Below are 21231 nucleotides of genomic sequence, written 5' to 3'. Positions count from 1 at the left end.
ACGGTAATAAATCTCTGGATGAATCCAGCACGTGACCGCGCGCCCCGATAGCCGGCCGGTAGGCGGCGACTAGGCGTGGCCGGCGACGGGGTCGCCCTCGCGTTCCAGCCGGTACTCGTCGGTCAGGAACGGTTCGTCGACGCCCTGGACGTCGACGACGTCGAGTGCGCTCACGGTCGCCGCGACGCCCAGTAGCCCGGCGAGGCTTGGCTCGGTCCGGCCCTCGTCGCCGCTGACGAGTTCCTTGATGTAGAGGCCGCCCTCCCCGTGGACGTCGACGGTCGCCGTGCGTGCGTCCTCGAGGTCGCCCTCGATGGAGAGGACCTGTCGCTCGCGGACGAGGTCGGCGCGGCGGTGGTCGACGCGGTGTGGGGTCCGCTGCTCGACGGTGACGCCGTCCAGTTCCGCGAGGGCGTCCTCGAAGTCGGCTTCTGACACGTCCTCGTCGAAGCGGACGGACGCGCGGTAGGTCTTCGAGGCGTCGTGCTCCTTGACGCGCTCGACCATCTCGTGGGAGGCGAACGCGAGGTCCTCGACCTCGGCTTTGCCGTCGGCCTGCGCTTCGACCTCGGCCTGCAGTTCGTCGAGGTCGGCGTCGCGGCGTCGGGGCTGTTTGACCTCGAGGACGAACGGCCGGCCAGGGCCGAGCATCAGCGCGTCGACGTCCTCGCGGCCGGCGCCGTGGAAGACCGCCTCTGTCCCGCGGAACGCGCTGAGGAACGGCGGCGCGACGAGCTCCTCGACGCTCTCGTCGAACTTCTCCCACTCCGTCTGGGGGATGTCCCGCTCGAGCTTCCGGTAGCGGCCGTAGATCGCGATGGAGTTGCGCTGGACCTCGACGCGGTCGTCCTCGAGGTCGAGCAGGAACTGGACGTCGGGGCGCTCGAAGTCGACGTCGGCGCCGAGTTTCCGGCCGACGCGGCGCCCCACCTCGCGGTTGACCTCGGTCTTCAGCTGCTCGCCGGCGTCCTCGTCGAAGCCGGCGTCGAGTCTGAGCAGGCGGTCGTTCTCCTCGAGCAGGGGTGGGACGCGCGTCCCGATCTGGTAGGTGTACAGCTCCGTGTCGCCGAGCGCTTCGACGACCCGGTCGGCCAGCTCGTCGAACCGCTCGCAGGTGCCCTCGCAGACCCAGCACTCGGCGTCGGGAGCCTCGAAGGGCTCGTCCTGGGCGAGGGCGACGGTGGTGCGGAGCGCCCGCCCCCGTTCGGCGTTGGTGAGCCCGAAGCTGCGGTCGGCGACGGGGCGGCCGAGACAGGAGTCGCAGAGCTGCCCCGTCGCCAGGAGCGCGCGGGCGCCGTCGATGAGGTCCGGATCCATACGCCACGGTCGGGCGGCCGACGGTAACACGCTTGCTATCTTGCTATCCCGGTCGGGCGGCGAACCCGAGCGGTCGGCGACCAACTCTGCCGTCGCCCCGAGATTCAACTACGAGGCCCGCTAACGACGATAGCATGACTCGGGAGTCCACCGGCGTCGGGAGCGCCCTCGGGGCGCGAACCGGCACCGGGCAGGGAGACAGCGACGCGGGACGGGGCGACCGACCGTGAGTGCAGCGTCGGTCGTCGACCGCGTCGACGCGTCGGTCACGAAGCCGGAGCTGGCGGTGTTCGTCTCCGGCGTCGCCAGCATGGGTCTGGAGATCCTCGCCGGCAGGGTCATCGCGCCGCAGTTCGGCAGCAGCATCTACACCTGGGGGACGATCATCGGCGTGTTCCTGGCGGCGCTGAGCGCGGGCTACTACCGCGGCGGGAAGCTCGCGGGCCGCGCGAACGACCGCCGGCTCGTCCGGTTGCTGCTCGGGACCGCGGGCTACGTGGCGATCGTCGTCTTCGCCGGCGAGTTGCTCGTCCGGTCGACGGTCGCCTTGCCGCTGCCGAGCCGTGCGGCGTCGCTGCCCGCCGTCGTGTTGCTGTTCGGGCCGCCGACGTACCTGCTGGGGTTCATCAGCCCTTACGCCGCCGAGCTCTCCGAGAAGCGCGGCATCGGCGAGGCGTCGGGCCACGTCTACGCCGTCGGCACCATCGGCAGCATCTTCGGCGCCTTCGGGACGACCTACCTGCTCGTCCCGACGTTCGGTATCGACGCCATCGCCTTCCTCTTCGGCGTCCTCCTCGTCGGGACGGCGGCGCTGCTGACGCTGCCGTCGCCGTCGCGGTCGTCGATCGTCGCGGTCGCATTCGCGCTCGTGCTGCTGGTCGCGGCCTTCAGCACAGGCTACGCGGGCGTCTCCGTCGACGGCCGGGTCGTCTACGAGACCCAGACCCAGTACCAGGAGCTGCGGGTCGCCGACATGGGCGACACCCGGACGCTGTACCTCGACGGCCAGCGGCACAGCGCGATGGACAAGAGCGCGCCGAACCGCCACGTCTTCGAGTACACCCGCTACTTCCACATGCCGTACCTGTTCGCGTCCGACCCCGACCAGATCGACCGGGTGCTGTTCGTCGGCGGCGGCGGGTTCACGGGGCCCAAGCGGTTCGCCGAGGAGTACAACGCGACCGTCGACGTCGTCGAGATCGACCCGGAGGTCATCAGCGTCGCGAAGGGGTACTTCCGCGTCGAGGAGTCCGAGCAGCTCAACATCCACCAGGGCGACGGCCGGCAGTACCTCCGGGACACCGAGACGGAGTACGACCTCATCGTCCTTGACGCCTACAAGAAGGACAAGGTCCCGTTCCACCTGACCACCGAGGAGTTCATGGAACTCTCTAGCGACCGCCTCTCCGAGGACGGCATGCTCATGGCGAACCTCATCTCGGCGCCCTCCGGGCCGGCCTCGCAGTTCTACCGCGCGGAGTACCGGACGATGGACCGCGTCTTCCCCAACGTCTACTCGTTCCCGACCTCGAACGCCAACGTCGTCCAGAACATCGAACTGGTGGCGACGAAGAACGACACCGTCGTCACCGAGGAGACGCTCCGCGAGCGCAACGAGCGCCGCGACATCGGCATCGACCTCTCCAGGGAGATCGACAGCTACCGGCGCGACGAGGACGTCGGCGACGCGCCGGTGCTCCGCGACGACTACGCGCCCGTCGACTCGCTGCTCGACCCGATGGTCGGCCAGCGGTACGTCATCGAGCAGACGAACGGGACGACGGCGAGCGGCTGAGGGACCGGTCGAACCGCTGGAGACCCCCGGACGTCCGGGCCGGCGATTCCGGACGCACGTACACTCCGCTGTCCGCTGCCGGTACTTTCATTCCTCGCGGGGGTCTCTGGTCGCTATGGACGTCTCCACCGGCATCGTCCTCGCGGCGGGCGAGGGGACGCGGCTCAGGCCGCTGACCCACAACCGCCCGAAGACGATGCTCCCCGCTGCGGATCGCCCCATTCTGGAACACGTACTCGACGTCCTCGTCGAGTGCGGCATCGACCAGCTCTGCGTCGTCGTCGGCTACCACCACGAGCGCGTCCAGGAGCACTTCGGCCACGCATACCGCGACGTTCCGATCACCTACGTCCACCAGCGCAAGCAGCTCGGGAGCGCCCACGCCCTGCTGCAGGCGAAGAACGAGGTCGAGGGCCCGATGCTCGTCCTCAACGGCGACCGCGTCATCGACGAGCGGATCGTCTCGGAGGTCACCGTCGGGTTCGACGGCACGCCGACGCTCGCCGTGATGGAGCACTCGACGCCGTCGAACTACGGCGCGGTCAAGGTCTCGAACGGCCGGCTGACCGAACTCGAAGAGCGGCCAGAGGCCGACACCTATCGGCTCATCAACGCCGGCGTCTACGCCTTCGACGAGTCGGTCTTCGACGCCATCCAGCGGACGCCCCGGCGCAGCGGCGAACTCCCGCTGCCCGACGTCATCGAGACGCTGCTCGACGACGGCGAGGTGCGGGCCGTCCAGACCGACGGCCTCTGGGTGGACGCGACGTACCCCTGGGACCTGCTGTTCCTGAAGCGGGAGCTGCTCGCCCGGGGGCGCGTCTCCCAGCCGGCCCGCGAGGGGAAGGTCTGGGTCGCGGATAGCGCGCGCGTCCACCGCGACGCGACGATCCAGGGACCCGCCGTCGTCGGCCCCGACACCGAGGTCGCCGCCGGCGCCGTCATCGGCCCCGACGTCGCCATCGGTCGCAACGGGACGATCGGCGCGAACGCCACCCTCGAGAACGTGCTGCTTGACGCCGACTGCCGCGTCGCCGCGGGCTCGACGATCGTCGACTGCGTCGCCGGCGCCGACGTGACGATCGGTGCGGGCTCGACCGTCCCGGGCGGCCCGAGCGACGTCCGGGTCGGGGACCGGGTCTTCGAGGACCAGAACATCGGCGCGGTGCTGGCCGACCGGGTTGAGGTCGGCGGCAACGTCTCGTTCCACCCGGGCGCGATGGTCGGGGCGAACGCGAACGTCGAGACGGGCGCGCAGGTGAGAGGGGCTGTCGACGAGGACGCGGAGGTGGTCCGCTGATGTGCGGCATCATCGGCTGCGTCGGCTGCGGCGACCAGACCCTGACGACGCTCGTCCACGGCCTCTCGAAGCTGGAGTACCGTGGCTACGACTCCGCGGGCGTGGCGCTCGTCGGCGACGACGGGCTGCAGGTCGTCAAGAAGGCCGGCGAGCTGGACTCGCTGCGCGGCGAACTGGACGCCCTGGAGGGCGTCTCGGGGACCCTCGGCGTCGGGCACACCCGCTGGAGCACGCACGGCCCGCCGACCGACGAGAACGCCCACCCCCACCAGGACTGCACGGGCGACGTCGGCGTCGTCCACAACGGCATCATCGAGAACTACCAGTCGCTGCGCGACGAACTCGAGTCCGCGGGCCACACCTTCGAGAGCGACACGGACACGGAGGTCGTCCCGCACCTCGTCGAGGAGGGCCTGGAGGACGGCCTGGACGCCGAGGCGGCGTTCCGCGAGGCCGTCTCGCGGCTGGACGGCGCGTTCGCGCTGGCCTGCGTCGTCGCCGGCAGCGACGCCGTCCTCGTCGCCCGCAACGACTCCCCGCTCGTGCTGGGGATCGACGACGGCGCGACGTACCTCGCCAGCGACGTCCCGGCGTTCCGGGAGTTCACCGACCGCGTCGTCTACCTCGACGACGGCGAGTTCGCGCGCCTCGACGCCGACGGCTGGCGCGTCTCGGACGTCAAGGGCGAGACCATCGAGAAGTCCGTCGAGACCGTCGAGTGGGACGCCGAAGACACCGGCAAGAGCGGCTACGACCACTTCATGCTGAAGGAGATCCACGAGCAGCCGCGCGCCCTCCGGCAGTGCCTGCAGGGCCGCGTCGACGAGCTCGGCGGGACGGTCACACTGGAGGAACTCGGCGACCTCGAGCCCGACCGGATTCATCTGGTCGCCGCGGGGACGAGCTATCACGCCGCGGTGTACGGCTCGCAGCTCCTCCAGGCCGACGGCGTGCCCGCCCAGGCGTTCTTCGCCCACGAGTACGCCTCCTCGCCACCGCCGGACACCGACGCGCTCGTCGTGGGCGTCTCCCAGAGCGGGGAGACGGCCGACACGCTGTCGGCGACGCGGACGGCGCGTCGCCACGGCGCCGAGACGCTCGCGCTCACCAACACCGTCGGGTCGACGATGGCCCGGGAGTGCGACCACGTCTGCTACATCCGCTCGGGGCCGGAGATCGGCGTCGCGGCGACGAAGACCTTCGCCGGCCAGCAGACCGCGCTCAACCTGCTGACGCAGGTGGCGACGCCCGGGCCCTCCGACCGCGACGTCATCGAGGCGCTGCGGGAGCTGCCGAGCGACACCCAGGAGATCCTCGACGAGTCCAACGCCGAGACGGTCGCCGAGGAACTGCTGGACAGCGACGCGTACTTCTTCATCGGCCGGGCGCTGAACTACCCGGTCGCCCTGGAGGGCGCCCTGAAGATGAAGGAGATCACCTACAAGCACGCCGAGGGGTTCGCCGCCGGCGAGCTGAAACACGGGCCGCTGGCGCTCGTGACCGGGAACACGCCGGTGTTCGCGACCGTCGTCGGCGACGGCGAGCTGGCACGGAAGACCATCGGGAACGTCAAGGAGGTCGAGGCGCGGGACGCGCCGGTCGTCGCCGTCACCGACGGCGTCTCGGACGTCAAGCGCTACGCCGACCACGTTCTCGAGGTCCCTGACACCCACCCCCGAACCGCGGCCATCCTGGCGAACGTGCAACTGCAGCTGGTGTCGTACTACACGGCGGCGAAGCTCGGGCGGTCGATCGACAAGCCGCGGAACCTCGCGAAGAGCGTCACCGTGGAGTAAGTCGGACGGTCTTCCCCGTCTTGGGGAGCAGCTGGCTGACATAGCGGAACTGATTCTCACTTTCTTCGAGCAAGTACGAAGGAGCGAGTAGCCGAGAGCAGCGTCAGTCGAAGCGGAAGGCGTCGACGGTTCGGACCGCATACAACGCCGAGAGCGCGCCCGTCGGAAGGGCGAGGACGGTCGTCAGGAGCGTTCCCGCGAGTCTGACGGTCGGTCGTGGGATGCCGAACCAGGATTCGAGGGCGTGGCCGACGAGCCCGCTGTGGCCGACGAGCGCGGGCAGAGCGACGATCACGATCACCGTCGAGAAGATCGCAAACGCGACCATGCTCGGGACGATGGCGCGGGTACTCCGGGAGAGCCGGACGGCCTGGAATCGCGGGAACGCGGCGCCGATACCGCTCGCGATCGGGCCGGCGGCCATCGCCAGGACGAGCGCGCTCGCCGATAGCGTCGCGACCGCCGAGAGCGGTCGGGGACTGGCGACGGCGAGCCCTGCGGTCGCCAGCACCGTCACGGGGACGCCGACGAGAGCGGCGGCGATGACGTGGCCGCCGACCAGGGCGCGGCCGGGATCGCGGCCCAACAGCGTCGCCGGGAGCACGGCGCCCTCGTTGCCGACGACGTTGAGCGGGAAGACGGCGCCCGTGACCCAGGCCCCACAGAGGACGATCCACAGTGGGAGCGCGCCGTCGACCGACCCGGTCTGGACGGTCGTCATGATCGGGTTGACGAGCAGGAAGAGCGGGTAGAGGACGAACGACAGCGAAACGGGTGCGCGGCGCGCCCGCCGGTAGTCCACCGCGACGACGCCAGCAATCGGTTGCGGGAGCAGAGCACCTAGTCGAGTGTCAAGCGTCGAGCCCTCCGTCGGCGCCGCCTCGTGTTCGATGTGAACCCCGTCGGCGTACCACAACAACGCCGCGAGCTGGGTGATCGCTGCAATACCGACCAGGAGAAGGCCGCCGCTCGCGAGGACCGCGCCGACGCTCCGACCGAGTGACGCGGCTGGCGCCGTTCCGACGAGCAGGAGGTCGCCGAACCAGGCGACCGGCGTCGGCTCGAGCAGCCGGTAGAGCGGTGCCAGGACGGTGTCGAACGATTCGGTGAAGATCACCCAGAAGTACACGACTCCGAGGAGAACGAATAGGAGCGTCCGGAGTCGCGTGAGGAGCTTCGACCGGACGCCCATGTTCCGGACGACGAGGGCCAGCAGGAAGCCGACGAGCAATGCCGTCGCCAGCACACACAGGACGGTCGCGACGGTGAGCGGCGCGGCGACCGGTGAGCCCGCGCCGACAGCGAAACTCAGGGCGCCGATCCCGGCCAGCAGGAGCGTCGGAACCCCCACTATCACTGCCTCGGTGAAGAGGAGCCCCCCGATCAGCTCTCGATGGGAGACGGTCGTCAACAACCCGTCGAGGTGGTCCGGTCGGAGCGCCGTGGAGTACGCTCGCAGCCCGCCGAAGCCGACGGCCAGCAGCCACACGTAGACGAGGCCGGTCCGGGCGAGGGTCACCGTCGTCGTGGCCGCGCCGTCGCCGATGCTGCGGCCGAACAGGAATCCGCCGAACGCGACGAGCGCGACCATGGGAATCGCGAACAGCGCCATGAACGCGATCGCGACGAGCTGTGCCGGGTTCCCCCGGACGACGCGCCATCGGCGCCGAAGCTCGGTGCGGCCGATCGTCGAGACGTGCTGCCACTCGGTCATCGCGACCGGGCCTCCTGACGCATCGTCACGGCTCCGGCACCGCCGTTCGATCGGTCGTCACCGCGAGGAAGACGTCCTCCAGCGACGAGTCCTCGCCGCTCTCGAGGGCCGCCGTCAGCTCCGCCGGCGCACCCTCCGTGACGATTCGACCATCCGCGAGGACGCCGACCTCGTCGGCCAGCTCCTCGACGACGGGGAGGATGTGCGTCGACAGGAAGATCGTGTGGCCCTCGTCGGCGAGCTCGGCGATGACGTCCATCACGGTCCGGGCGGCACGCGGGTCGAGGCCGCTGGTGGGTTCGTCCAGGAAGAGCACGTCAGGCGCGTGGAGCAGCGCCTGTATCAGGCCGATCTTCTGGCGCATCCCCTTCGAGTAGTCGTCGATACGCTTGCCAGCGTCATCGGTCAGCCCGAAGCGGTCGAGCCATTGCTCGATGCGTCGGTCGGCCTCGTCGGACGGGATGTCTCGGAGCCGCGCGAAGTACGCCAGCTGCTCTCGGCCGGTGAGTTCGTCGAAGACGGGCGGGTCCTCGGGCAAGTAGCCGATGGCGTCACGGACGCCGTCGCGATCCGAGATGGGGACGCCCGTGATCGCTGCCTCGCCGGCGGTCGGACGGGTCAGCGTCGTCAGCATCCGCATGGTCGTGGTCTTGCCGGCGCCGTTGGGGCCGAGGAACCCGTAGACGGTTCCGTCCTCGATGGCGAGGTCGACGCCATCGACGGCCACGCTGGTACCGTAGTACTTCGTCAGTCCGGACGCGGCTATCGCAGGGTGTGGCATGTCTCTCGTGGGGTGAGTCGCCGCCACGGAGCGGGAGTGGAGGGCGGCGTAGTCGGGCGGGGTCGTCAGTATCGCCGATCGGTGGGCCGATCGGGAGCGACGCCTGGTGCATCCGCCCTGACGCCGGCCCGATAGAAGCCCGTTTCGGTCACCCCGACCGGGTTGCAGGAAAGCCAGACAGGGACCATCAGTTCCCGAGACCGGCGGTACTTTCAATAAGGGTATGTCCGTTTGTGGATGTGAATGAGCCTCAAAGGGGAGCAACGGCCGACCGCGATCTGTAACGCCTGCCAGCGACCGGTCGTCGACGCGACGACCGGCTACGATGGGGAACCGTACCACGTGGAGTGCGTCCGCAAGCTGCGATAACAACGACCGAGCCGAGAGACGCCGACTGGGAGCTCGGCGTTCGACGTATCCACGCGGTATCGACTGCAATCGACCCACACGATTTTTTCGCCGCCGCTGACCTCACTCAGCCGTCGGTAACCCACTCCGGCTCGGTGGCCGGCAGGAGATCCGGCGCGTCCTCGGTGTAGGTGACCGCGTTCTCGGACGTCCAGTCGACGGTGTACTGGTCGCCGTTCCGCTGGAACTGCTGCTTTGATGCCAGCGTCCAGCCGTCGATGCGGCCCTCGGCATCCAGAGAGAGGTCGCCCGTCTGCGGGACGCCGCGCCAGCCCTCCCAGAAGACCTCGGGGAGACCGTCGCCTGCGGGTCGGTTGCTCGAGAGCGCGAACGCGCCATCGGCGTTCCTGGTTGCGTCGGTCCAGCGGAACGTGACGTAGAAGTAGGGGATGGAGCCGCCGACCGCCCGTCGCGTCACGTGGGCGCGGTCGGCCGAGCGGTGGACGACGCCGTCGGCGTCCCGGAAGTGATGGACGCCGTCGGCACCGTAGCGTTCGGCTCCCCGAGCTGTCTCGATGTAGTAGTGTCCTGCTTCGACGTCCGCGGCCACGCGCTCGGTGGTTGTCGTCTCGTCCGTGCTGCCATCCGGCCGATGTTCGACGCGGGTGTCCGTAAGCGTCGCCGAGACGTAGGTGGACTTACTCACCTGCACGTCGTGGAAGCGGAGGAAGGCCTTCGGGTCGGGCATCCCGCCGGCGTCGACGCCGGGCGGCCACTCGCCGTCGAACTCGGGGGCCGACTCCGGGTCCGGTTCGACCGGCCAGTCGTGGTCGGCGTGAGGGTCGCCGTACTCCCCTTTCGCCGACGCGACCCCCGAGGCGTCGCCGTCGTCGCCACCGCTATCGAGGCTGTTACAGCCCCCGATGGCCAGCGTGGCGCCCGCGACGCCGAGGAAGGCTCGTCGGTTCATGGTTGCGCCATGTCACTACCAGGACGGTATAAGCTTACTTTAGGATATATTGTGTGAGCAAGTCGGAGACCGGAAACACAGCCAGCGGATTTGGAGCCGCTCTCGTGTCATTCCACCCGACCTGGGTGTTCTCACACAGGCCGCTGAGATAGTTCCAGCCGGTCGTGAATCGCGTTCTAATCTGTCCACAACAGTTGTGAGGCCCGCTTCGAGATACCGGGCAGTGAGTCTGCTGCCCTGGCTGCTCGATTGGCCGCCCACGCGGGCGCAGGTCGCCGTCTTCCTCCTCGTGTCGGCACTCAGCGTCGGTACCATCGCGATGATGGGCGGGGTGGCCGACGACCCCGCCAGCGAGAACGTCACTGTCGAGGATATCGACCTCGCAGTCAGCCTGAACGACGAAGCGAGCTACCCGGAGGGAGCCAACGGGACGGTCCAGACATGTTTCGCGAGCGGCACGCCGGGCGACTCCGTGAGCGTGCTGGGCGACGTGATCCTCGACGTTCCCGAGAGCGATGGTCGAGGGCGGTCCTCCGAGCGACAGCTGCGCGTCACGGTGAACCTCACCGAAATGTCGGAGACAACCGCCCAGACCGAGACCGGAACGGGAACGGTGCACAGCGACGTCTTCTGGCTGATCGACGACGACGAGACGCTCGCCGTCGGCGATACGGTAACGCTGCATGTGACGGTTCACGACGAGCGGGGACGGGTGGCCACCGCGACCGACAACGTCGTCGTCCAGGGAGATTCGCGCACCTACGACTGCTGACAGGTCGAATACGTCCCACGGTCTTGTTACTCTATGCCAAGGGCCCCATACCGGAAGTAGCCCCAAGAACCCAGGGACTTAACCAAGTGATAACAAAGCCGGTCCCGTCGAACTGCTGCGCTAATGGCGCATCCAGAAGTCGATTCTACGAGGTGGCGATTCGACACGTCCGGGCTCGTCGAGCGACTCGGCGGCCTCGGGCTGTTCGCGATCGTGGGGGTGGCGATCCTCGGCAACGCTGCGGGCGGCCCCGAATGGCTCGTCGCCTGGCACGTCACGGCCTCGGTCCTGCTGTTGACGGGGGTGCTGATCGTCGCCCAGTTCCTCCGCTCGGAGCCGACGGAGTTCCGGTCGGACCTCCAACCGTACCGCTTCGGCGCGCAGCTCGTGTTGCTCGTCGGGTTGCTGGGAATCACCTATCAGAGTCAGTCGCCAGGGTTCGGCCTCGGCATCGATCGCGCGATCGAGGCTACGATCATCTTCCTGGGGCTGGTCGCGTTCTGCGTGCTGGCTCGCGACCCGCGTCGGTACTCGGCCGTCCAGTGGCTGGTGATCGGCTGCGTGGCGACCGTCGTCGGCATCTTCTTCTATCACAGCGTCTCGATCGCCGAGGTCAGCTTCCGGTCGCGCCACCCGGTCTGGGCGGGATTCATCATGGCCGTCGGGCTGATCGTCCTGCCGCAATACCTCTCCAGAGAGCAGTTCCTGTGGGCAGTCAACCGCCTCGCTGCCGTCCTGGTTCTGCTCACGGTCCCAGTGTACGTCATCGGTGAATACACGCTGTTCGGCCTGTCGTTCACCTTCCACGGTGCGTACACGATCCCAGTGGTCGATCACGAGGTGCAGGCGACACGCTCGCTGTTCGTCAACCGCAACGCCTTCGCGGTGGTGGTGTTCACGGGCCTCGTCGCGGCCGTCTCCGAGGTCCACCGGTCGTACATTCGAGAGACGCCGACCTGGACGGTGGTCGTCCCGGCTGCGCTGCTGGCGATCAACGGCGTCGGCCTGGCAATCGCCTACGGGCGGGCGCTGTGGGTCATCACGCCGATGGCCGTCGGCGTCTATCTCGCGTACGTCGCCTTCGGACGTAGGGCGGTTCCGTTCGCCGTCGTCGGTGGCTTCGCGTACCTGGTGACGGGTATCGCCGCCGTCCACAACGGTATCATCCCGCTCCCGGAGGGCACGCCCACGCGGGCGGAACGCTGGTATCCATCGGTAGCTGCGATACTGGACCAGCCGTCGCTGCTGGGTGCGGGACTCGTCGACCCCGGCCAGGTCATCGCCGAGTACCACCCGACAGGCTCCTCGGGGAGCCCGCACAACTCCTATCTGACGATGGGGATCCGCGCCGGTCTCCTCGGCGGCATTGCGTACGTGCTCGTGATGCTCTCGAGTCTCCTGCACGGCATCCTCTGGGACCGGGACGTCGACGTGGCCGCCGGCGTGGCCATGCTCGCGCTCGCGGTCGGATTCACTGCCCACCAGCAGTTCGAGGCCTACACGCTGTTCAACTGGGCCAGCGGCACCGTCCTCGCGGTGCTCGTCTTCGGCTTCCTCGTCTTCGCCGGCGCGGACAGACCCTCGCGCACCTCGGCCTGAAAGGCGATTTCGCGAACGTCTGGTCTCCCCTATATGCTCGTTCAGTAATTGCCGAGTGGCCAGACAGCTGATGGCTAGTGGTTGAGTCGGTGATAGGCGTCGGATAACTGCCGTGACATACGGACAGCGTCGATTTACCGATTGCATACCTGCTGTATTGTGTACTTACCATTTGACATCCACCTCAACAATCTGACGGGTTTAATTACGGTCTGGGTCAAGCGATGGCAGTCAGACGGCCCTCCGGTTCCTCACGAGATCCCAATATGAACGGACTACACCTTCGATTCGGACCTGCATCGCTCACTGGCGCGTGGCGTCGCTTCCTCGTCGTTTCGATCGCCTTCCTGGTCGCCGGGAGCGTCCTGGCGCCCGTCGGGTTCAGCTCGACCGCACTCGCACAGGACAACCAGAACCAGATCACGTCGTGTACCGTAATCGACGAACCCGGCGACTACCAGCTCGCCAACGATATCACCGCGGACTCCCCGACCGAGTGCATCGAGGTCCGCGGTGTCGAAGCGACCATCGACGGCAACGGCAACGCCATCGTGGGACCGGGCGCGACCGGCGATCGCGATCCCCCGAATTCGGGGATCGTGGTGAACCAGAGCACGACGGGGACGGACCTGACGGTCCAGAACGTCAACATCGAGGGCTGGGACCACGCCCTCTTCACTGATTACGTCACTGGCCCGGTCACCGTCGAGTCATCCGAGATCAGGGACAACGGGGTCGGTGTCAGCGCCTCCTACGCCGACCAGACCACCATCACGGATACCGTCATCGAGGACAACGGTGTCGGGTTCATGGGCTCATCGCCCACTGGCGTCACCCTCTCCGAGGTCACCGTCCAGAACAACAATGGGTCCGGGTTCTCGACGACCGAGAGCCGCGACGTCGAGATCGAGTCGTCGACCTTCAGTGACAACGCTGGGGCGGGAATCATGGTGGGCGGCCGGGCGGGCACGTTCACGTTCAGCGACATCACGGTGACGGGCAACGAGAACCACGGGATCGGCGCGTTCGCGGACGGCGAGCGCATCACCATCGATGGTGCGACCGTCAGCGACAACGGCGGGACCGGCATCGGCGTCGCGTTCGACGCCCAGATCACGGACGCCGATATTCAGAACAACGGCGAACGCGGCCTGGCGCTCTCGGGGACCACCGACATCGAGAACACGCTCGTCGCGGGCAACGATGGCCGGGAGTTGGATGCACGGGACGGAAACGCCTCCGCGTCCGGGCTCACCATCGGCGATAGCGCGGCCGCAGCATTCTCGAACGAGTCTGTCGCACTCGAACCGGTCGAGCAGGACTCGCTCCCGGACCGGGCCGACGGCGATGCCGCCGGCGATGGGATGGCCGTCGAGGGTGACGTCGGGTCGGTCGACCTCGAACTCGGCGTGACGACGGGCGATGATACCGTCGACTTGTGGCGCCACGACGGCTCCGAGTGGTCGACCGTCGACACGGACATCCCGGTCTCCGACGGCAGCATCGTGGTGTCCGTCGGGAACGCCGGCACGTACGCGCCAGGGACGACTGCAGGCGAGGAGACGGCGACGCCGACCCAGACAGCCTCGCCGACGACGACATCGACTGCGACCGACTCAGGGCCGGCGCCCGCAGCGACCGAGACGCCCGGGTCGGGCCCAGGGCCCTCGAGTGACGGAAACGGTGATACGGATTCGACGCCGACGGCGACCGAGGCGGCGCCGTCGAACCCGAACCCGACGCCAATCACGACGGGGACGGCTGGCGTCGATACGGCGACGCCGGCTGCCACGGACGCGCCCGTGGAGACCGCCGTGGTAGGTGGAACTGATACGGCGACCGAAGATGGGGGCACAGATTCCACGGAGGGGACCGCGACCTCGACCGACGATGAGGATACTACGAACGGCGCGACGTCCCCGGAGCCAGCCGACGATACGGAGAACGACGGGCCCGGGTTCGGGCCGCTGGTCGCTATCGGCGCGCTGCTGGTGAGTGCGGTACTCGCTCGACGGCGCGAGTGAGGCTACTCCCGTCGTTCTGGGGGCTGGGGTGGTTCGAACGCGGCGATCGCTGCCTTACCCACGCGGGTCCTTGCTAATGCCGCTGCTGACCGAGTCTCCCGAGTTGCCAGCAGCGCGAGTCCGAGGAGAATCAGCCAGCCGCCGACAGCGCCGTCCGATGCGAGGGTCGTCACGATGCCGCCGAGTGCGACCAGGCCGAGGAGGACGCCGAGGACGAACAGTGGCGCCGACGTGACGATCGCAGCGAGTCGGGAGAGTCCGTCGGAGATTCCGGTCCGGTCGTCGATTCTACCGGCGACGGCGACGACCCGATCCAGAACCCTGAGCACGGGCCCGACCGTGTAGGTCTCCCGGAGGTCGATGACGATGACCTCGGGGTCGGGTTCGGCGAGGAACCACTGGACGAGTCGCGAGCCCCGGCCCCACCGCCCGAGCGTCGACTCGATGCCACGCGTGGCCCGGACCAACAGCGAGTTGTCGATGGCCCGTTGGAGTCGGCTACGGGTGGCGTCGAACCGCGAGGAGCCATCGGTCATGGTCTCGCGATGATCTCGCCGTCGAACTCGTACTCGTCGGTCGCGACCGTGAGCTCGCGGCCGAGTCGGACCGGGCGCCCGCCGTAGTAGGGCGTGTCGTCGACGGCTCGCGTCTCGAGGTCGAGCGTCGCCTGCAGGTCTGTGTGGGTGTCGTTGACCTGCGTCGTCTCGGTGTTCGTGATCTCCAGGACGGTCCCGTTGCCCACCTGCTGTTCGTCGCCCTCGGAGACGGCCTCAGCCAGGGGCGTCCGGACGGTCGTCTCGACGGTGACCGTCGTCGTCTGGCCGTCGAACTCGGGGGCGACGTCGCGTTCGACGACGCGTGAGCCAGTGCGAGTCACGTTGTTCGTGACCGTGTACGTGTCACCGACTCTGACGTGGCTGTCGGCGAACCGGAATCGCCCCTCGGATTCGGTGCCGTTGAGCGCGACGCGGAGATACGAGCGCGGGCCGGGCGTTCGGTGGACGTCGGTGATGTTCGCCGACGTGCCGTCGAGGTGGACTTCCTCGGTATCGAGCGCCGTGGCCGCGTCACCAGTCGCCAGCAGCGTCACGTGGAGCGTCCGTTCCTCGGGCTCGGAGTCCGAATCGGGCCCGGGCTCCGGCGTTGTTGCTGGGCTGTCGCCGACCACCAGTGCCGCCCCGGCGACGATGACGGCGACCGCGAAGAGCACGACCAGCGCGTCGACGATGTTCACACGACCGAAGAGCCGGCCTTCCTCGTCGAGGACCTCCATTGGGCGGGAGTGTTCGGCGACTCACAAACCAGTTTCGTTCGCCCTACGCGACTGCCAGCCCGCCGAGGACGGCCAGCGATCCGAGGGCGACACAGACCGCCCAGAAGGGGACGCGGGCGACGAACCGCATCAGCGCGTCGATGGTGAGGTAACCGACGACGGCACTGGAGGCCAGCGCGACGAGCGCCGCGAGTGGCGAGATGCCCGGGAGCCCGCCGTTGGACAGCAGGACCAGCAGGGCCGCGCCGACGCTTGCCGGGATGGAGAGCAGAAACGAGAGCCGCAGCGCGGTGGGGCCCTCGTAGCCACGGAGGAGCATCACCGAGACGGTCGTCCCGGAGCGGGAGATACCCGGCAGGATCGCGAAGCCCTGGAGGGCGCCGACGAGGAGCGTATCGCGGAACGTTGGCGTCTCCTTGCCCACGACGTCGATGGCCTCGGAGGCCCGCTGGAGCAGGCCGGTGGCGACCAGCAACGCGCCGATGAGCGCGATGAACAGCCCGCCAGCGAGGCCGGCTGCGGCCTCCCGGAGCGTGAAATACAGTGGGATGCCGACGAGGCCGGTCGCGACGCTGGCGAGGACGAGAAAGGTCGTATCGGCGTTCTCAGGTTCGAAGGCGCTCTGTGGGCGCCACCCCGGTGCGTTTCGGAGTGCGTCTGCGATGTCCTCGCGGTAGTAGGCGGCCGCGGAGGTGATGGTGCCTAGCTGGACGAATAGCGCGAGGTCGACCGCCACGGTGGGATCGACGTTGGTGACGAGCGTCGTGAACAGCGAGACGTTGCCCTGACTGGAGATGGGGAGCCACTCGAGGAGGCCCTGGAGGATGCCGACCAGCAGGGCGAAGACGAGATCCGCGCGGGTCACTATCCGTGGAGGGGGTCCGGGGGTAGAAAACCGACGTGGTTCGGTCGGCGCTCGATTCTGGCCAGCCCGAGTGGCCTCGTACTCGCCGGTGGCGTCGAACGGGCGGTGTCGTCGTTTCCGCCGTCGTTTGTGGGCGTTTCAGCAACGATGGGCCACACAGGGATTTTAACCCCTGACCGCGGAGAGAACGAACGATGAACTGCGAACGGGCCGTCCTCGTCGCGACGGTGACCATTCTCCTCGGCGTCACCATCGTTTCCGGCCCGCTCGTCGGCGTCTCCCTCACCACGTCGGAGGCCTTCGATCCCGGCTCCGGAACGATCGAGGCGTCCGTCACGGCGGCGCCAGAGACGGCGACACTCGAGCGTGGTTCCCACGGGGCCGGCGTCTACTATCTCCGTGCGGCTCCCATCGAGGTCGAGATCGAGGAGGCGTCCGGCCAGCCGTCGCTCACGTACGAACTGCTCGTGACCGAGCTGGGCCATACCGCATCCAGCATCACGTTCCTCGACGGCGATGCCGCGGGGACCGCCAGCCTCGAGTTCGACGCCTCGACGCTGGAGGCCGACCGCGTCGACGCCGAGGCCTACTCGGGCGTCTTGCGCGTGATCGCCAACGACGGCGACGGCGAGCGGGTCCTCGTCGAACGGAACGTGACCGTCGAGGTGGTCGAATGACACATCCGCCACAGCTGAGACGAGTCCTGCGGCGACTCCGTGCGGGGGGCCGCGACGTCTCGGTCGGTGATCTGCAGCGGGCGATCTTCGGCGATCGCCTCGGTACCATCGTCTTCCTGGCCGCGCTCGCGGTGTATCTGAGCTACTGGCGCATCGGGATGGTCATCACGGACACCTACACCGTCGCGAACACGCTGGTCGCCGTCTCGGAGGGCCACCTCCACGTCGAGCGTGCCGTCTACGGCCCCGGCCTGGACACACCCGGGATGGGCACACGGGATGGGCTAGCGTACGGGCGGAACTACGGGCAGGTCTTCCTCGCGCTGCCGTTCCTGTGGCTGCTCGAGGCCGTCGCGGCGGTCGCCGACCTCCGCGTCGCACTCGCCGCCCTCTGGGCGGGCCTGTTGTTGGGCGTGAGCCGTCTCGTCGGCGCGGAACTCGAGCGGTCGACGGCCGGGACGTACGTCGGGTGTGCGCTCGCGCTGCTGGTCTTCGCGAGCGTGGTGACCGGGGCGACCAGTATCGACGCCAGCCAGCATTATCTCATGGCGCTGCAGCTGCAGACGATGGTCGCAGCGGCGCTGGTGGGCGTCGTCTGCTATCGGTTCTTCACGTGGGCGTACGGTCGCCGTGTCGGGCTGGGCGGTGGCCTGGCCGCGAGTCTCGCGACACCGATCGGGTTCTGGGCACAGTTCCCGAAACGCCACGTCCTCGTCGCCCTCTGTGTCGTCACCACGATGGCCCTCCTCTATCGGAGTCGCGAGGGCGACGGCGTCGACACCCAGTATCGTGCCGCGGCGTACGTCCCCGTCGGCATCGCGGCCTGGGTCAGCGCCGCCGAAGGGATCGTCCTCCTGTTGGCGTTGCTGGCCATCGACGTCCCGACCGGCGGCCGGAGCATCCGGTCGCTCAGTACGGCAGGTGTCACGTGCGTTTTGGCGGTCACGCCCATGTTCGTCACCAACCTGTTCGTGACCGGGAATCCCGCCGAGCCGCCGCGGGCGCTCACCTACGGCGGTGGGGGCGGGTCCCTCGCCGAACGCGGCAGCGAGGCGACCGGCGGGAACGGGGGTGGTGGAGACACCGCCTCCGGATCAGGGACGGGCTCCGGATCAGGATCGGGCTCCACGGGCAGCTCGGGAGCTGGCGATGACAGCGGACTCCTGGGGTCGCTCGACCAGCTGGTGGACACACTCGTCGGCGGGTTCGATCTCGCGTTCGAACTCGTCGGTCGGGGATTCGATACCGCGACGATGGATGTCGGCCAGCTGTATCCGGTGTTCGTCCGTGGCGGCTACATCTCGACCGTGGCCAGCCGGGACGCCGGCGAGGCGATCCGGCTGTCGTTCCTGGAAGCGATGCCGCTGGCGGCCGTCCTCATCGCCGTGCCGGTCGTCGTTGCACGGAGCGATGTCCGGGCGCGACTGACGGCGCTGGGCGACAGACAATGCCTCTCCGCCCTCGGGACGGTCGACGCCTTCGCGGTCGTCTACGCGCTCGGGCTGACGCTCGTGTACCTCCCTCGACTCCCGCTGCACGCCACGATCACGGTGCGGTACCTGCTGCCGTTGTTCCCAATCGCACTGTACGGCCTGCTTCGACTGCCCGCCGTCCGCCGCGTCATCGACGAACAGAGCGTGACGTGTGCACTAACGTATCTGGGCGGTGTCTGCATCGGTGGCCAGCTTCTGGTCGTCTATCTGTGGTCGATCGACGCCGCGCGGGGCGAGGCGATGCAGGCACACGCTCTCGTCGGCCTCGCGGTCGCGGCACTGGTCGCGGGCTGGGCGGTCGTCGATGCGAGCGGCTCTCGGAACGATCGACTCGGGGCGATCGCGCTTGGATTGGCCGCGGCCGCGGGGACGGTCTTCCTCCTCTTGGCCGCCCTGTGGCACTTCGCGTTCGTCGGTGGACTCGCCTTCCCCATCTTCTGAGTGGTGGCCGGCGCCCGGGGAGAGCACATCGAATGTAGCAGTGATCGAGTCTCGAGAGGGACTCGTCGGGTGGTGCATCGCATTGTCCAAAGCGGGATTCGTTCACGTCACGATGACGTGGTACCCAATATCAATCCCCCTGACGAGCCTCAACCGGTGTGATACCGGAACCGACATCGAGAAGCTCCTCTCGAGTTCAGATGATAATAGAGGACACTACGTCGGCCAATTCCGCATCCATAAACCTTGGAGGAGGGAACGCTTATTATCCGAATCCGATTAGTCCGCGCCATGGATGCACATAGTCTGCCACCGCACATCGGAGGGTCGGCCGCGTGACCGTCGGTGACGAGGTCGTGGCGGCGCTGGCCGAGGCCGGCATCGATACCGTGTTCGGCATCCCCGGCAAGCAGACGCTGCCGCTGAACGAGGCGATGGCCGACCACGGCGTCCGGTACGTCGTCGCGCGCCACGAGACCGCGGTCAGCCACCAAGCATGGGGCTACGCGGAGACATCGGGACGCCCGGCCGCCACGGTCGTCATCCCCGGCCCCGGCGACATGAACGCCATGAACGGGCTGAAGAACGCGCGCAACGACTGCACGCCGCTCGTCCACGTCGCCGTCGAGACCGAACCGGACGTACGGGGCGGCGATGGCATCCACGAGACGCCGCCGGACACCTACGACAACGTGGTCAAGGAGAACGTCACCGTCGAACGGCCGCAGGCCGCCGCAGCGGAGGTCACCCAGGCGTTCCGCACCGCGACGACCGACCCGAAGGGCCCGGTCCGGGTCGGTATCCCAAAGGACTTCCTCGGAATGACGGTCCCTCTGGCGGTGCCGAGTGCCGACGGACCAACTGAGTCGTCGAAGCCAGGGCCGAGCGGCGTCGCGGAGGCCGTCGAGACGCTCGAGGCGTCCGACCTGCCGGTCGTCATCGCGGGTGGCGGCGTCCGTGCATCGGGCGCGACCGACGAGCTCGTCGCGGTCGCCGAACGGCTGGACGCACCCGTCGTCACGACCTACAAGGGGAAGGGGACGATTCCGGAGGATCACTCGCTTTCGGCCGGCGTCCTCTGTGGCGGGACCAGCCCCGATCTCGCGGCGCTGGTTGCGGAGTCCGACGCGGCGCTCACGGTCGGAACCGATTTCGACGCCGTCTGGACCGGCCAGTGGCGGTTCGACCTCCCTGCGGACCTGATCCACGTGACGCTGGACCCGGAGGACGTGGGGACCGGCTACGAGCCGTCGACAGCCATCGTCGCCGACGCCGGCCGGACGCTCGCCGAACTCGCCGAGCAACTTCCTCCGAGCGACGCGACGGGCGAGACGGAATCGGACGATCGAAACGGTGCCGACCGAGCCACCGGTGTCCGCGAGGCTGACGCGGCCCGCATCGACGACCTCCGCGACGACGACGAACCGCCGCTCACCTCGCCGTCTGCCCTCGCCGCGGTGCGAGCGGCGCTCCCACGGGATGTGACCGTGGCGGCCGACGCTGGCGGCTTCCGTATCTGGACGCTGGTGTCGTTTCCCGCGTACGGCCCGCGCTCCTACGTCAATCCCGGCTCCTGGGCGACCATGGGGACCGGACTTCCTTCCGCGATCGGTGCGAAGCTCGCGAATCCCGACGACGACGTACTCGCGCTGACGGGCGACGGAGGACTACTGATGTGCATCCACGAACTCCACACCCTCGCTGCGGAGGGCCTGGACGTGGTGGTCGTGGTCTTCTCGAATCAGGATTACGCCATCATCAGCGAGGAGGCCGAGCGGAGTTACGGGCTGGCCCCGATGGCCTACGGCTGGGACGATGCAGCGATCGACTTCACCGCCATCGCCGAGGGCATGGGCGTCCGTGCGACTCGCGCAGAGACACTGTCCGGGATCGAGACTGCCGTCGCGGACGCACTCGCCCACGACGACCCGGCGCTCATCGAGGTGCCGACGGACCCCGAAGAACCGCAAGCGAGCGAGTGGATGCGCGACGGCACCAGCTGAGCTGGCGTTCTGGTTGTCCAAGCCTTTCGGTACTCCTCAGGGGTGTCCGGCGGCGAGGAGACA

The 21231-nt window shown here is 68.4% G+C and carries 17 protein-coding genes; 10 read left to right on the top strand and 7 right to left on the bottom strand.

Annotated elements, in window-relative coordinates; all coding sequences use genetic code 11:
- Positions 1-69: 69 nt before the first annotated feature.
- Positions 70-1317, bottom strand: coding sequence for a tRNA pseudouridine(54/55) synthase Pus10 (locus HWV07_RS17925; protein WP_178335634.1), 1248 nt, complete (start codon positions 1315-1317; stop codon positions 70-72).
- A 310-nt stretch (positions 1318-1627) separates the two neighbouring features.
- On the opposite strand from HWV07_RS17925, the gene HWV07_RS17920 reads away from it, so the two are divergent.
- From HWV07_RS17920 to glmS, 3 genes are all read left to right on the top strand, one after another.
- Entirely contained in the window at positions 1628-3112 is a 1485-nt protein-coding gene (locus tag HWV07_RS17920; RefSeq protein WP_178336097.1) for a spermidine synthase, read from the top strand.
- A 115-nt stretch (positions 3113-3227) separates the two neighbouring features.
- Positions 3228-4412, top strand: a complete 1185-nt coding sequence (locus HWV07_RS17915; protein ID WP_178335633.1) for a sugar phosphate nucleotidyltransferase — start codon at positions 3228-3230, stop codon at positions 4410-4412.
- A complete protein-coding gene (gene glmS, locus HWV07_RS17910; RefSeq protein ID WP_178335632.1) occupies positions 4412-6208 on the top strand; it encodes a glutamine--fructose-6-phosphate transaminase (isomerizing) in 1797 nt (598 codons plus the stop codon). Before HWV07_RS17915 ends, glmS begins: the two co-directional genes overlap by 1 nt.
- Before the next feature lie 103 nt (positions 6209-6311).
- Here glmS and HWV07_RS17905 read toward each other — a convergent pair whose 3' ends face one another.
- Positions 6312-7922, bottom strand: coding sequence for a hypothetical protein (locus HWV07_RS17905; RefSeq protein ID WP_178335631.1), 1611 nt, complete (start codon positions 7920-7922; stop codon positions 6312-6314).
- Positions 7923-7947: 25 nt separating this feature from the next.
- Entirely contained in the window at positions 7948-8703 is a 756-nt protein-coding gene (locus HWV07_RS17900) for an ABC transporter ATP-binding protein (RefSeq protein WP_178335630.1), read from the bottom strand.
- Between the two features lie 243 nt (positions 8704-8946).
- Between HWV07_RS17900 and HWV07_RS19995 the strand changes: the two genes are divergently transcribed.
- Positions 8947-9072: a hypothetical protein gene (locus HWV07_RS19995; protein ID WP_281362314.1), complete on the top strand. Its 126-nt coding sequence runs from the start codon at positions 8947-8949 to the stop codon at positions 9070-9072.
- 106 nt (positions 9073-9178) lie between these two features.
- Here HWV07_RS19995 and HWV07_RS17895 read toward each other — a convergent pair whose 3' ends face one another.
- Positions 9179-10021: a hypothetical protein gene (locus tag HWV07_RS17895; protein WP_178335629.1), complete on the bottom strand. Its 843-nt coding sequence runs from the start codon at positions 10019-10021 to the stop codon at positions 9179-9181.
- A 223-nt stretch (positions 10022-10244) separates the two neighbouring features.
- Between HWV07_RS17895 and HWV07_RS17890 the strand changes: the two genes are divergently transcribed.
- The 3 genes from HWV07_RS17890 to HWV07_RS17880 all read left to right on the top strand — a co-directional run bounded on the left by HWV07_RS17890 (position 10245) and on the right by HWV07_RS17880 (position 14416).
- On the top strand, positions 10245-10793 hold the full coding sequence (locus tag HWV07_RS17890; RefSeq protein ID WP_178335628.1) for a hypothetical protein: 549 nt from the start codon (positions 10245-10247) through the stop codon (positions 10791-10793).
- 123 nt (positions 10794-10916) lie between these two features.
- The gene (locus HWV07_RS17885; protein ID WP_178335627.1) at positions 10917-12392 is read left to right on the top strand and encodes an O-antigen ligase family protein; all 1476 of its coding nucleotides are present in this window, start codon (positions 10917-10919) and stop codon (positions 12390-12392) included.
- A gap of 266 nt (positions 12393-12658) precedes the next feature.
- A complete protein-coding gene (locus HWV07_RS17880) occupies positions 12659-14416 on the top strand; it encodes a right-handed parallel beta-helix repeat-containing protein (protein ID WP_178335626.1) in 1758 nt (585 codons plus the stop codon).
- Between the two features lie 2 nt (positions 14417-14418).
- On the opposite strand, the gene HWV07_RS17875 is transcribed toward HWV07_RS17880, so the two are convergent.
- The 3 genes from HWV07_RS17875 to HWV07_RS17865 are packed head-to-tail and all read right to left on the bottom strand — an operon-like array spanning position 14419 to position 16554.
- Positions 14419-14952 (bottom strand): hypothetical protein, encoded by a 534-nt coding sequence (locus tag HWV07_RS17875; protein ID WP_178335625.1) that lies wholly within the window; start codon positions 14950-14952, stop codon positions 14419-14421.
- Positions 14949-15689 carry a DUF4330 family protein gene (locus HWV07_RS17870; RefSeq protein WP_178335624.1) on the bottom strand — a complete coding sequence of 247 codons (741 nt, stop codon included), beginning with the start codon at positions 15687-15689 and terminating at the stop codon, positions 14949-14951. The genes HWV07_RS17875 and HWV07_RS17870 overlap by 4 nt, the downstream gene beginning before the upstream one ends.
- A 43-nt stretch (positions 15690-15732) precedes the next feature.
- Positions 15733-16554 carry an undecaprenyl-diphosphate phosphatase gene (locus tag HWV07_RS17865; protein ID WP_178335623.1) on the bottom strand — a complete coding sequence of 274 codons (822 nt, stop codon included), beginning with the start codon at positions 16552-16554 and terminating at the stop codon, positions 15733-15735.
- A gap of 194 nt (positions 16555-16748) precedes the next feature.
- Between HWV07_RS17865 and HWV07_RS17860 the strand changes: the two genes are divergently transcribed.
- The 3 genes from HWV07_RS17860 (at position 16749) to HWV07_RS17850 (ending at position 21168) form a co-directional block, all read left to right on the top strand.
- A complete protein-coding gene (locus HWV07_RS17860; RefSeq protein WP_178335622.1) occupies positions 16749-17231 on the top strand; it encodes a hypothetical protein in 483 nt (160 codons plus the stop codon).
- Positions 17228-19165 (top strand): hypothetical protein, encoded by a 1938-nt coding sequence (locus tag HWV07_RS17855; RefSeq protein WP_178335621.1) that lies wholly within the window; start codon positions 17228-17230, stop codon positions 19163-19165. Before HWV07_RS17860 ends, HWV07_RS17855 begins: the two co-directional genes overlap by 4 nt.
- A 335-nt stretch (positions 19166-19500) precedes the next feature.
- Positions 19501-21168 (top strand): thiamine pyrophosphate-binding protein, encoded by a 1668-nt coding sequence (locus tag HWV07_RS17850; RefSeq protein WP_178335620.1) that lies wholly within the window; start codon positions 19501-19503, stop codon positions 21166-21168.
- Positions 21169-21231 lie beyond the last annotated feature (63 nt).

Origin of the sequence: Natronomonas salina (assembly GCF_013391105.1) — an archaeon.
Taxonomy (GTDB): Archaea; Halobacteriota; Halobacteria; order Halobacteriales; family Haloarculaceae; genus Natronomonas; species Natronomonas salina.
The sequence above is the reverse complement of the archived record's forward strand: the minus strand, read 5'-3'. Positions and strand labels throughout refer to the sequence as shown.

What these genes read in the sequence shown, in the direction of transcription:
- HWV07_RS17925 (WP_178335634.1), bottom strand. Translation starts at nt 1,317, where the DNA reads ATGGATCCGGACCTCATCGACGGCGCCCGCGCGCTCCTGGCGACGGGG.
- HWV07_RS17920 (WP_178336097.1), top strand. Translation starts at nt 1,628, where the DNA reads ATGGGTCTGGAGATCCTCGCCGGCAGGGTCATCGCGCCGCAGTTCGGC.
- HWV07_RS17915 (WP_178335633.1), top strand. Translation starts at nt 3,228, where the DNA reads ATGGACGTCTCCACCGGCATCGTCCTCGCGGCGGGCGAGGGGACGCGG.
- glmS (WP_178335632.1), top strand. Translation starts at nt 4,412, where the DNA reads ATGTGCGGCATCATCGGCTGCGTCGGCTGCGGCGACCAGACCCTGACG.
- HWV07_RS17905 (WP_178335631.1), bottom strand. Translation starts at nt 7,922, where the DNA reads ATGACCGAGTGGCAGCACGTCTCGACGATCGGCCGCACCGAGCTTCGG.
- HWV07_RS17900 (WP_178335630.1), bottom strand. Translation starts at nt 8,703, where the DNA reads ATGCCACACCCTGCGATAGCCGCGTCCGGACTGACGAAGTACTACGGT.
- HWV07_RS19995 (WP_281362314.1), top strand. Translation starts at nt 8,947, where the DNA reads ATGAGCCTCAAAGGGGAGCAACGGCCGACCGCGATCTGTAACGCCTGC.
- HWV07_RS17895 (WP_178335629.1), bottom strand. Translation starts at nt 10,021, where the DNA reads ATGAACCGACGAGCCTTCCTCGGCGTCGCGGGCGCCACGCTGGCCATC.
- HWV07_RS17885 (WP_178335627.1), top strand. Translation starts at nt 10,917, where the DNA reads ATGGCGCATCCAGAAGTCGATTCTACGAGGTGGCGATTCGACACGTCC.
- HWV07_RS17880 (WP_178335626.1), top strand. Translation starts at nt 12,659, where the DNA reads ATGAACGGACTACACCTTCGATTCGGACCTGCATCGCTCACTGGCGCG.
- HWV07_RS17875 (WP_178335625.1), bottom strand. Translation starts at nt 14,952, where the DNA reads ATGACCGATGGCTCCTCGCGGTTCGACGCCACCCGTAGCCGACTCCAA.
- HWV07_RS17870 (WP_178335624.1), bottom strand. Translation starts at nt 15,689, where the DNA reads ATGGAGGTCCTCGACGAGGAAGGCCGGCTCTTCGGTCGTGTGAACATC.
- HWV07_RS17860 (WP_178335622.1), top strand. Translation starts at nt 16,749, where the DNA reads ATGAACTGCGAACGGGCCGTCCTCGTCGCGACGGTGACCATTCTCCTC.
- HWV07_RS17855 (WP_178335621.1), top strand. Translation starts at nt 17,228, where the DNA reads ATGACACATCCGCCACAGCTGAGACGAGTCCTGCGGCGACTCCGTGCG.